Source organism: Actinoallomurus sp. NPDC050550, assembly GCF_040655075.1.
Lineage (GTDB): Bacteria > Actinomycetota > Actinomycetes > Streptosporangiales > Streptosporangiaceae > Actinoallomurus.
The window spans coordinates 218,886-230,254 of record NZ_JBFAJC010000004.1; the positions used below are offsets into that span (position 1 = coordinate 218,886).

At 70.5% G+C, this 11,369-nt stretch carries 9 protein-coding genes; 8 read left to right on the forward strand and 1 reads right to left on the reverse strand.

From position 1 onward, the window contains the following. Positions 1-173 precede the first annotated feature (173 nt). From AB0I04_RS07380 to AB0I04_RS07410, 7 genes are read left to right on the forward strand one after another with little or no spacing between them, the layout of a single operon-like run. Positions 174-1,766: an ABC transporter substrate-binding protein gene (locus tag AB0I04_RS07380; protein ID WP_360880572.1), complete on the forward strand. Its 1,593-nt coding sequence runs from the start codon at positions 174-176 to the stop codon at positions 1,764-1,766. Between the two features lies 1 nt (position 1,767). Continuing rightward, positions 1,768-2,694 (forward strand): ABC transporter permease, encoded by a 927-nt coding sequence (locus AB0I04_RS07385; protein WP_360880575.1) that lies wholly within the window; start codon positions 1,768-1,770, stop codon positions 2,692-2,694. Next, positions 2,687-3,613 (forward strand): ABC transporter permease, encoded by a 927-nt coding sequence (locus AB0I04_RS07390; protein ID WP_360880579.1) that lies wholly within the window; start codon positions 2,687-2,689, stop codon positions 3,611-3,613. Before AB0I04_RS07385 ends, AB0I04_RS07390 begins: the two co-directional genes overlap by 8 nt. Beyond that, positions 3,613-4,623, forward strand: coding sequence for an ABC transporter ATP-binding protein (locus AB0I04_RS07395; RefSeq protein ID WP_360880582.1), 1,011 nt, complete (start codon positions 3,613-3,615; stop codon positions 4,621-4,623). Before AB0I04_RS07390 ends, AB0I04_RS07395 begins: the two co-directional genes overlap by 1 nt. Further along, positions 4,616-5,650 (forward strand): dipeptide ABC transporter ATP-binding protein, encoded by a 1,035-nt coding sequence (locus tag AB0I04_RS07400; protein ID WP_360880585.1) that lies wholly within the window; start codon positions 4,616-4,618, stop codon positions 5,648-5,650. The genes AB0I04_RS07395 and AB0I04_RS07400 overlap by 8 nt, the downstream gene beginning before the upstream one ends. A gap of 48 nt (positions 5,651-5,698) precedes the next feature. After that, on the forward strand, positions 5,699-7,393 hold the full coding sequence (locus tag AB0I04_RS07405; protein WP_360880588.1) for an ABC transporter ATP-binding protein: 1,695 nt from the start codon (positions 5,699-5,701) through the stop codon (positions 7,391-7,393). Continuing rightward, on the forward strand, positions 7,390-9,351 hold the full coding sequence (locus AB0I04_RS07410; protein WP_360880590.1) for an ABC transporter ATP-binding protein: 1,962 nt from the start codon (positions 7,390-7,392) through the stop codon (positions 9,349-9,351). The genes AB0I04_RS07405 and AB0I04_RS07410 overlap by 4 nt, the downstream gene beginning before the upstream one ends. 117 nt (positions 9,352-9,468) lie before the next feature. Here the strand turns inward: AB0I04_RS07410 and AB0I04_RS07415 are convergent, their stop codons facing one another. Then, positions 9,469-10,215 carry a GntR family transcriptional regulator gene (locus tag AB0I04_RS07415; RefSeq protein ID WP_360880593.1) on the reverse strand — a complete coding sequence of 249 codons (747 nt, stop codon included), beginning with the start codon at positions 10,213-10,215 and terminating at the stop codon, positions 9,469-9,471. A 199-nt stretch (positions 10,216-10,414) separates the two neighbouring features. Here AB0I04_RS07415 and AB0I04_RS07420 point away from each other — a divergent pair, with 199 nt between their 5' ends. Then, on the forward strand, positions 10,415-11,335 hold the full coding sequence (locus AB0I04_RS07420) for an ABC transporter substrate-binding protein (protein ID WP_360880596.1): 921 nt from the start codon (positions 10,415-10,417) through the stop codon (positions 11,333-11,335). Positions 11,336-11,369 lie beyond the last annotated feature (34 nt).

Here is an 11,369-nt window from a genome sequence, read left to right on the forward strand (position 1 = left end):
TGCGGCCCAATCGCGAGCCGTACGGACGCCGTCGCCGGTCGGCGCCGGACGATGAGGATCGTTGGTAGGTATATTTCAATATCAAAACGGTTGACGTAAAGATCTACCACCGCCGGGCCGTATTGCCCCACGCTAGGGCCGATCCCCGTACGATCCCGGAGGTGGACGGCCCGATGACCGTGAAAAAGAGCCGCTGGCTCATCTCCCTGACCGCGGTTGCGCTCGCGGCTTCCGCCTGTGGCGGCGGCGGGTCCGGCGGTACCAAGGACAAGTCCTTCAGCTTCGCCATCACCGAGCCGGAGCACCTCACGCCGGGCAACACCAACGACGGTCAGGGCCTCAACGTCGACGAAGCGCTGTTCGACCGGCTCATGGCGCTCGACCCGACGGGCAAGCCCGTGCCGCAGGAGGCCGAGTCCCTCACCTCCACGGACCAGAAGGTCTGGACCGCCAAGATCAAGCCAGGGCTCACCTTCCACAACGGCGAGCCGGTCACCGCGCAGAGCTACATCGACGCGTGGAACCAGGCCGCGTACGGCCCCAACGGCTGGGGCAACAACGCCTACTTCGCCACCATCGACGGCTACGACGACATGAACCCGTCGGACGAGAAGGCCAAGCCCAAGGCCGACAAGCTCCGCGGGCTGAAGGCCATCGACGACCACACCCTCCAGATCACGCTCTCCAGGCCGTTCAGCCAGCTGCCGCTGGTGCTGTCCTTCGCCGGCACCGCGCCGCTGCCCAAGGCGGCGCTGAGCGACCTCAAGGGGTTCGAGCAGAAGCCGATCGGCAACGGGCCGTTCATGCTGGACGGCGCCTGGGAGCACAACCGGCAGCTCAAGCTCAAGAAGTTCCCGGGCTACAAGGGGCCGCGACCCGCCCACGCCGACGGGCTCACCTTCAAGATCTACGCCGGCCGTGACGCCGCGTACACCGATCTGCAGGCCGGGAAGGTCGACTTCGACAGCCAGATCCCGGCGGCCAAGGTCCCGCAGGCCAAGCGGGTGCTCGCCAAGCGCTTCCTGAGCGTGCCGAGCGGCACGATGGACTTCCTCGAGTTCCCGCTGTACGACAAGGCGTTCACCAACCCGGACCTGCGCAAGGCCATCTCGATGGCCATCGACCGGCAGTCGATCGTGGACTCCGTCTACAACGGCGCGTTCAAACCGGTCGGGTCGCTGCTCGCGCCGATCGTCCCCGGCTACCGGGAGAACGCCTGCGGCCAGGCGTGCACGTACAACCCGCAGGCGGCCAAGCAGCTGTTCGACAAGGCGGGCGGCTTCAACGGCACGCTGCACCTGATGTTCTCCAACGCCGACTCGACGTACGAGCAGTGGATGACCGACATCGCCAACCAGCTCAAGCAGAACCTCGGCATCAAGAACATCGTCTTCGACAAGGTGCAGGTGTCGGACTACCTGACCAAGCTGAGCGACCACAAGGCGACCGGCCCGTACCGCAGCAACTGGATCATGGACTACCCGAGCGCGGAGGACTACCTCACCCCGCGCTGCACGCCGCCGATCCGCTCGGGCTACGAGGGTGCGGCCTGCCTCGACCTGATCAAGAAGGGGAACGCCGCCGGTGACCCGCAGCAGGCACAGCAGTTCTACCAGCAGGCCGAGGACGTCGTGCTGAAGGACATGCCGCTCACCCCGCTGTGGAACTGGCGGGACCAGGCCGGCTACTCGAACCATGTCTCGAACGTGGAGGTCGACCCGTACACCATGCCTCTGCTGCGGCTGGACAAGGTGACGGTCAAGTAGCGTGTGGCGTTTCGTTCTCCGGCGCCTGCTGCAGATGGTGCCGGTCGTCCTCGGGACGACCTTCCTGATCTACGTGCTGGTGTTCGCGCTGCCCGGTGACCCGATCCGGGTCCTGGGCGGCGACAAGCCAATGCCGCCGTCGGTCTACCAGGCGCTCCGGCACCACTACCACCTGGATGAGCCGCTGATCGCGCAGTACGGCCGGTACCTGTTCGGGCTCTTCCGCGGTGACTTCGGCGAGACGCTCAACGGCCAGTCCGTCTCGAGCCTCATGGCCTCGAGCTGGACGGTGACGGTGCAGCTCGCCCTGACCGCGTGGATCTTCGAGCTGGTCGTGGGGATCTCCCTCGGCGTGTGGGCGGGGCTGCGCAAGGGCGGGATCGTCGACTCGCTGGTGCTCAGCGGCACGACGTTCGTCATCGCGGTCCCGGCCTTCGTGCTCGGCTACTCCGCGCAGTTGATCTTCGGGCTCAAGCTCGGGTGGTTCCCGACCGTCGGCATCGACGACGGCTGGCCGTACAGCTACCTGCTGCCCGGCATGATCCTCGGCTCGTTGAGCCTGGCGTACATCGCCCGGCTCACCCGCACCAGCCTGATCGAGAACATGCGGGCCGACTACGTGCGGACCGCCCTCGCCAAAGGGTTGCCGCGTCGGCGGATCGTCGTGCGGCACACGCTGCGCAATTCGCTGATCCCCGTGGTGACCTTCCTCGGGATCGACCTGGGGAACCTCCTGGCCGGGGCGATCGTCATCGAGGGCATCTTCAACCTGCCCGGCATCGGCCAGCAGATCTTCCTGGCGATCCAGGTCAAGGACGGGCCGACGGTCGTCGGGATCACGACCTTCCTGGTCCTGATCTACCTGGCGGCCAACCTGGTCGTCGACATCCTGTACGGCGCTCTGGACCCGAGGATCCGGTATGAGTGAGACGACGGACACGCTCGCGGTCGCCCAGACCGGGTCGGAGGTCGTCGGCGCGTCCGCGTCGCTGTGGAGTGACGCGTGGCGCGAGCTCCGGCGACGTGTCATCTTCTGGGTGTCGGTCGTGATCCTCCTGGCGATGGGCCTGATGGCGGCGTTCCCGGCGCTGTTCACCGACCGTGGGTCCAACGACCGGTGCGACGTGAAGCTGGCCAAGCACGGACCGTCGTCGTGGAACCCGTTCGCGGCCGACGGCCACCCGTTCGGGTACGACACGCACGGCTGCGACTACTGGGCCCAGGTCGTGCACGGCGCCCGCGCCCCGATGATCGTCGGGTTCGTGGTGACCGGGATCGCGCTCACGCTGGCGATCGTGCTCGGCTCGCTCTCCGGGTACTTCGGGCGCTGGCTCGACGCGCTGATCTCCCGGATCACCGACATCGTCTTCGGGCTGCCTCTGGTTCTCGGCGCGCTGGTGATCCTGACGGCGTTCCCCGACCATGGCGTGTGGACGATGTCGCTGGTGCTGGGCGTGCTGTGGTGGCCGACGATGACCCGGCTGATGCGCGGGCAGGTCCTGGCGGTCCGCGACGCGGACTACGTCCAGGCGGCCCGGATGCTCGGTGCCGGAGACGTGAGGATCATGGCCCGGCACATCCTGCCGAATGCCATCGCGCCCGTCTTCGTCTACGCCATGCTCAACGTGGGCGTGGTCATCGGTTACGAGGCGACGCTCGACTATCTGGGCGTCGGCCTGGGGTATCCGACCGTCTCGTGGGGGCTACAGCTGAGCCAGGCCCAGGAGCTGTTCACCGATTATCCCTACCTGCTCATCTATCCCGCGATACTCCTGACGGCGACCGTACTGAGCTTCCTGCTGCTCGGCGACGCCGTACGCGACGCCCTGGACCCGAAACTGCGCTGATGAACACACCCGACCCCGTTCCGGGGACACCGCTGCTCCAGGTCGAGGATCTGCACGTCGAGTTCCGCATGCGCGGATCGACGGTGCACGCCGTCAACGGGCTCTCCTACGAGCTCCAGGAGGGCGAGACGCTCGCGATCCTGGGCGAGTCCGGGTCCGGCAAGAGCGTGAGCGCGCAGGCCGTGATGGGCATCCTCGACACCCCGCCCGCGTACGTCACCGAGGGCGCCGTGCGGTTCCGCGGGACCGAGCTGCTCGGCCTGCCGGAGAAGAAGCGCCGGATCTACCGGGGCGCGCACATCGCGATGATCTTCCAGGACGCGCTGTCGGCGCTGAACCCGGTGCACCGGGTCGGCGACCAGATCGCCGAGATGCTGCTCGTCCACCGGGGCATGTCCCGCGGCGACGCCCGGAAGCGGGCGATCGAGCTGATGGACCGCGTACGGATCCCGTCGGCCGCCGACCGGGCGACCGACTACCCGCACCAGTTCTCCGGCGGCATGCGGCAGCGCGTGATGATCGCGATGGCGCTGGCCCTCGAACCCGACGTGCTCATCGCCGACGAGCCGACCACCGCCCTCGACGTCACCGTGCAGGCGCAGATCATGAAGCTGCTGCGGGACCTGCAGGACGAGATGGCGATGGGCCTGATCCTCATCACCCACGACCTCGGCGTCGTGGCGGACGTCGCCGACCGCATCGTGGTGATGTACGCCGGGCGGGTGGTCGAGCAGGCCGAGGTCAAGGAGCTGTACGCCCGGCCCGCGCACCCGTACACCGAAGGGCTGCTGGCGTCGGTGCCGCGCGTCGACGTACGCGAGAGCGCGCTGACGCCGATCAAGGGGGCGCCGCCGAACCTGGCCGCGATCCCCTCCGGCTGCGCGTTCCATCCGCGCTGCCCGCGGGCGCGGGAGGAGCGCTGCCCGGACGAGGTGCCCGAGCTGCGCGACGTCACCGGCACCGGGCACGGGAGCGCCTGTCACTACGCGGAGGAGGTGCTCGGTGGCTGACGAGATCCTTCAGGTCGAGAACCTGGTCAAGCACTTCCCGCTCACCCAGGGCGTGGTGCTCAAACGCCAGATCGGGCAGGTCAAGGCGGTCGACGGGGTCTCCTTCGGGCTGCGCAAGGGCGAGACGCTCGGCCTGGTGGGGGAGTCCGGCTGCGGCAAGAGCACCCTCGCCAAGCTGCTCATGGCCCTCGAACGCCCCACCTCCGGCACCGTGCGGTTCGAGGACCGGGACGTCTTCGCGCTGTCGAAGGCGGAGCTGCGACGACTGCGGCGCCGGGTGCAGATGGTGCTGCAGGACCCCTACACCTCGCTGAACCCGCGCATGACCGTCGGCGACATCGTCGGCGAGCCGTTCGCGATCCACGGCGACCCCGACGGCGGGCGCCGCCGCCGCGTCGGGGAACTGTTGGAGATCGTCGGCCTCGACCCCGACCACGTCAACCGCTACCCGCACCAGTTCTCCGGCGGGCAGCGGCAGCGGATCGGTATCGCCCGCGCGCTCGCGCTCCGGCCCGATGTGATCATCTGCGACGAGCCGGTGTCCGCGCTGGACGTCTCGGTCCAGGCGCAGGTCATGAACCTCCTCGCCGAGCTGCAGGAGGAGTTCGGCCTGTCGTACGTCTTCATCGCGCACGACCTGGCCGTCGTCCGGCACATCTCCGACCGGGTCGCGGTGATGTACCTCGGGAAGATCGTCGAGGTCGGCGACGAGGAACAGATCTACGACCATCCGACGCACCCGTACACGCAGGCGCTGCTGTCGGCCGTTCCGGTGCCCGACCCGACGCGGCGCGGGACCCCGATCGTGCTCGAAGGCGACGTGCCGAGCCCGACGAACCCGCCGTCCGGCTGCCGGTTCCGTACGCGCTGCTGGAAGGCCCAGGACGTCTGCGCGACGGAGGAGCCCCTCCTGGAGATCAGGGCCGCGCGCGGCCCCGAGGAGGGCCCGGACGGGGGGACGACGGGCTCGCACCATCCGAGCGCCTGCCACTTCGCCGACGAGAAAATCATTCGCGCCGGATCGTGAGCGCTCGGTAGCGTCGAAGGATCTGCCGTCTCCTGATCGGCGGTTCCCATGCGCTCATTTCCCGTGCCGGACCCCGGCATGCCCGACCACCGGTCGCCCGCGCGCTACCTGCTGTGGGCGGCACGCGCCCAGGCCGGCACGATGGCCGCCGCGGCCGGTTCCGGCGTGGTGTGGATGGCCAGCCAGGCCCTCATGCCCGCCGTGATCGGCCGGGCGATCGACGCGGGCCTGACCTCCCGCGACGCCGGGGCCCTGCTGACCTGGTCCGGAATGCTGCTGGCCCTCGGCGTGATCCAGGCGATCACCGGCGTGCTGCGGCACCGCTTCTCCACGGTCAACTGGCTGGGCGCGGCGTTCCGCACGGTCCAGGTGACGACCCGCCAGGCCACCCGGCTCGGCGCGACGCTGCCGAAGCGGCTCGCGAGCGGCGAGGTCGTCAGCGTCGGGATCGCTGACATCTCCCACATCGGCGCGGCGATGGACATCTGCGGACGCGGGAGCGGCGCGGTCGTCTCGATCGGCGTGGCGGGCGCGGTCCTGCTGACGACCTCCTGGCGGCTCGGCCTGATCGTGCTCGCCGGAGTGCCGCTGCTGGCCTTCGTGGTGGGCCCGTTGCTGCGCCCGCTGCACCGGTACCAGCAGCGCCAGCGCGAGCTGCAGGGCGAGCTGGCCACCCGGGCGGGCGACATCGTCGCCGGACTGCGCGTGCTGCGCGGGATCGGCGGCGAGCAGGTGTTCGCCGCGCGGTACCGCGAGGAGTCCCAGACCGTTCGTGCGGCCGGTGTCCGCGTCGCGCGCACCGAGTCACTCCTGGACGGCGCGCAGGTGCTACTGCCCGGCCTGCTCGTCGCGCTGGTCACCTGGGCGGGGGCGCGGTTCGCCCTGAACGGCGAGATCACGACCGGCGAGCTGGTCGCCTTCTACGGATACGCCGTCTTCCTCGTCGACCCGCTGCGGACCCTCACCGAGGCGGCCGACAAGCTCACCAAGGCGCACGTCGCCGCGCGCCGGGTCGTGCGGATCCTCCGGATGACCCCCGAGCCGCCCGACCTGGGGACCGGCTCCCCGGCCGACGGCGACCTGGTCGACGGGGAGTCCGGCGTCGTCGTACGGCCCGGCCGCCTCACCGCGATCGCCGCGACCACTCCGGAGGACGCCCAGGCCATCGCGGACCGGCTCGGCCGCTTCGCCGACGGGGCGGTCACCTGGGGCGGCGTCCCGCTGCGCGAGCTGTCCCTGCCGTCCGTGCGCGAGGCGATCCTGGTCGCCGACAACGAGGCGCGGCTGTTCTCCGGGCGGCTGCTGGACGAGCTCGGCGGCCCCGGCGGGGCACCGGAGCCCGCCGTCCGGGCGGCACTGCGCACGGCGTGCGCGGAGGACGTCGTCGACGAGCTGCCGGACGGCCTGCACTCGGCGGTCGCCGAGGGCGGCCGGGAGTTCTCCGGCGGCCAGCAGCAGCGGCTCCGGCTCGCCCGCGCCCTCGCCGCCGACCCGGACGTCCTCGTCCTCGTCGAGCCGACGTCGGCGGTCGACGCCCACACCGAGGCCCGGATCGCGGGCCGCCTCGGGGCGCACCGCGAGGGGCGCACGACGGTCGTGTGCACGACCAGCCCGCTCGTGCTCGACCACGCGGACGAGGTGATCTTCGTCCAGGACGGCAAGGCCGCGGCGACGGGCCGCCACCACGAGCTGCTCACCGCCGAGCCCGCCTACGCCACCACCGTCACCCGAGAGGAGCCATGATCGTGTCGGAGGGGCGCGACGCCACGACGGAGATCGTCGAGGAGACGCAGCGGCCGAGCCAGGGGGAGAACGTCACGGCCGAACAGCGCGGCGGCGAGGGGACTCGGCGTCCGGAGGCAGCGCGGCGGCCGGGCGAGGGGCACGACGCGGCTGAAGAGCGCGGCGACCGGACCGATGACGGGACCCGGCGGCCGGGAGAGGCGCACGACGTGACTGGGGCGGCCACGCGGATCCTGCCGGTCGCCTCGGCGGCCCAGGTGCGGGCGTACGCGCGGCGGCTGACACTCGCCTACCCCCGGGAGCTCGCCGTCGTGCTAGGCCTGCACGGCCTCTCCGCGATCGCCGGGCTGGTCGCCCCGCGTCTCCTGGGCGAGCTCGTGCAGAACGTCCGCGACGGGTCCTCGCACGTGACGGTCGACCGGATCGCGATCGCCATCCTGGTCTTCGTCGTCGCGCAGGGCGTGCTGCTGCGGTACGCCGTCTTCATGTCCGCGCGGCTCGGCGAGAAGGTCCTGGCGCGGTTGCGCGAGGAGTTCGTCGACCGGGTCCTGGAGCTGCCGCTGTCCACGGTCGAGCGGGCCGGCACCGGCGACCTGGTCACCCGCACGGCACGCGACGTCGACGCCCTCGCCCGTACGGTGCGGCACGCGGTGCCCGAGACGCTGATCGCGATGGTCACCGGCGCGTTCGCGGTCGGCGCGCTGGTCCTCGTCGGGCCGCTGCTGGCCCTGCCGTGCCTCGTCGGGGTGCCGCTGCTGTGGTGCGGCACCCGGTGGTACCTCAAGCGCGCCCGCGACGGGTACCTCTGGGAGAACGAGGCGTGGGGCGGCGTGACCTCCGGGCTCACCGAGACCGTCGACGGCGCGCGGACCATCGAGGCGCTGCGCTTGGAGCGCCGCCGCGTCGCGCGGACCGACGCCGACCTCGCCGGCGCGTGGAAGGCCGAGCGGTACACCCTCGGGCTGCGCCTGGTGTGGTTCCCGCTGGTGGAGATCGGCTACGTGCTCCCGGTCGCGGCGACGCTGCTGATCGGCGGGCTGTTCTACCTCCACGGCCTGGCGTCGCTCGCCCAGGTCACCGCCGCCACGCTGTACGTCCAGCAGCTCATCGACCCGCTCGACCGGTTCCTGTCCTGGGTCGACGAGCTGCAGGTCGGCGGCGCGTCCCTGGCGCGGCTGCTGGGCGTCGCCGAGGTGCCGACGGACCGCGTGCCGAGCGACGAACGGCCCGACGGCGAGCGGATGGCGGTCGACGCGGTGCGGTACTCCTACCGGGACGGCCAGGACGTGCTGCACGGGGTCGATCTGCGCCTGCGGCCGGGAGAACGGCTCGCCATGGTGGGGCCGAGCGGCGCGGGCAAGTCCACCCTCGGCCGCCTGCTCGCCGGCGTGCTGCGGCCCCGCACCGGGGCGGTCACCGTCGGCGGGGTCCCGCTGGTGGACCTGCCGCTGGAGGACCTGCGCCGCAACGTCGCCCTGGTCACCCAGGAGCACCACGTGTTCCGGGGTACGGTGCGCGACAACCTGGTGCTGGCCCGGCCGGACGCGACCGACGAGGAGCTGGCGCGGGCACTGGACGCGGTGGACGCGTCGTGGGCGCAGGCGATGCTGGACACCGAGGTGGGCACCGGCAACACGGCGCTGTCACCGGCCCAGGCGCAGCAGCTCGCGCTCGCCCGTCTCGTCCTGGCCGATCCCCACACGCTCGTGCTGGACGAGGCGACCTCGCTGCTGGACCCGCGCGCCGCACGGCACCTCGAGCGCAGCCTGTCGGCGGTGCTCGACGGCCGCACGGTCGTGGCCATCGCGCACCGGCTGCACACCGCGCACGACGCCGACCGCGTCGCCGTCGTGGAGGACGGCCGGATCATCGAGCTCGGCGGTCACCAGGAGCTGATCGCGCGGGACGGCTCCTACGCCGCGCTGTGGCGGTCCTGGCACGGCTCGCCTGGGCATTGACCCGGGCGAACGCCACTTGGTTACGAAAGTCCCCGGCAGAGGCCTCGGCTCGGCTGCGCACCGACCCCGGCCACCGAGCGCAGGTCACGACATCTGACGGGTCGGCCGGCACCGGCGTCAGATGGGGAGGACCGGGCCTGCCCCGGCGCGATCTTCCAGCGCGGACCTGACGTCACGGAACAGGGTCCGGCCGTAGTCACGGTAGGGGACGGACTCCGCGTACCGGAAGTGATCACGTACCGCGGCCCGCGTGGTCTCGGGGTCCCCGGACTCCAGCGCTTCGACGATCGGGTCATGCGAGCCGATGCCCCACTGTTCTCCGCTTTCCGGATCCGGGGGGATGGAGCTGACGATGATCAGCTCCTGGAGGGGTTCGATCAACAACTCCAGCGCCGGCAGTTGCAGTGCCTTGATGATCGACAGGTGGAACTGCAGGTGCTCCTGGTGCGCCGTCGACCAGTCCCTGGCCCGGACCCCGTCCTCAAACCGCCGCAAGTGCCCGCGAATCGGCTGCAACGTCTCATGGTCGCCCACTCGCGCGGCCTCGGCGGCGAGCGTCGACTCCAGCGTGACCCGCGCGGCCAGGACCTCGCCGATGGTGACCTCCGACCGTTGCATCCGCAGGGTCAACGCGGTGGTGAGGATGTCGTCGCGCGGGACGGCGACGAAGATGCCGTGTCCATGCCGCACCTCGACGAGCCCCATGGACGACAGCGTGCGCAAAGCGTCGCGCACGACGCTCCGGGAGACCCCGAGCGACTCTGAGAGCGCCTCCGCGGTGGGCAACCGGCTGCCCGGTGCGTACTTCTCGTGCACGATCGCCTGCCGCAGTTGCGCCACGACCTGGTCGCTGAGCCTACCCACGTGCTCTCCTCGGTGCGCTCGCCGGACGGCACTGCGCTGGTGCGGGACCGCCACGCGGCGCTAGCGCCGCCGGTGTGGCCGTACCGGCATGGTCTTGTCGGAAATAAGCATTATACGTATCATCCCATACATCATAAGTATGATCTTTCGAGCTTCCGGGGGACTCTGCTCGTCAGAGCATCGACATGGGAGTGTGCAGATGAGAGTTCTGCAAGGGATCGCCGCGACGGCCGTCGCGGTGGCGGCGCTCGGGATGAGCGCATGCAGCAACGGCACAAGCGCGCAGCCCAAGGATGCCGGTCTGCCCTCCACACCCCTCGAGGTGAAGAGTGCGGTCGACTCGGCATTGCGGGCGAAGTTCCCCGAGAACATCCGGGCGAGCGGAGCGCTGCGCGTCGCGACCGACCCCAGTTATCCGCCGAGCGCGTTCAAGAGTTCCGCAGGAAAGATCATCGGTGTCGGCGCCGACTTCGCCGCGGCCATCACGGCCAAGACGGGCCTGCGTTTCGAGTGGGTCGAGGTGCCCTTCGACGGCATGCTCGCCGGTCTGAAGGCACACCGCTTCGACGCCAGCTGGTCCGCGTGGACCGTCACCCGCGAGCGGACGGAAGTGCTGAACCTGGTCACCTACGTCAACGGGGGCACGTCCGCACTGGTCAAGACCGGGAACCCCAAGGGGATCAAGAAGCCGCTCGACCTGTGCGGGCACACGGTCGCCGCGCAGACCGGCACGCTCCAAGCCCAGGGCGATATGGACGGCCTCCGGCAGCAGTGCGCGGCGGCGGGCCGACCGGCGATCAAGCCGATGATCGTGCCGCAGCAGACCAACGTCAACCAGGCGGTCGCCACCGAGCGCGCGGACGCGATGCTCGCCGACAATACGGCGGTCGCGTACCAGGCGAAGCTCCAGCCCGACCTGTTCGAGTCCGTGAGCACCATTTTGATCAGCCCGGAGCCGGCCGGAGTCGCGGTGCCCAAGGACGACTCGCAGCTCGCCACCGCGCTCGCGGCGACCTATAACGCCCTGATCGCCGACGGAACCTATACGAAGATCCTCAAGCGCTGGGACATACCGAACGCGGCGCTCCCGAAGTCCCAGGTCAACCCGGTGACCTCGTGAGCGGGCCCACGACCTCGCCAACAGGTACGGCAGC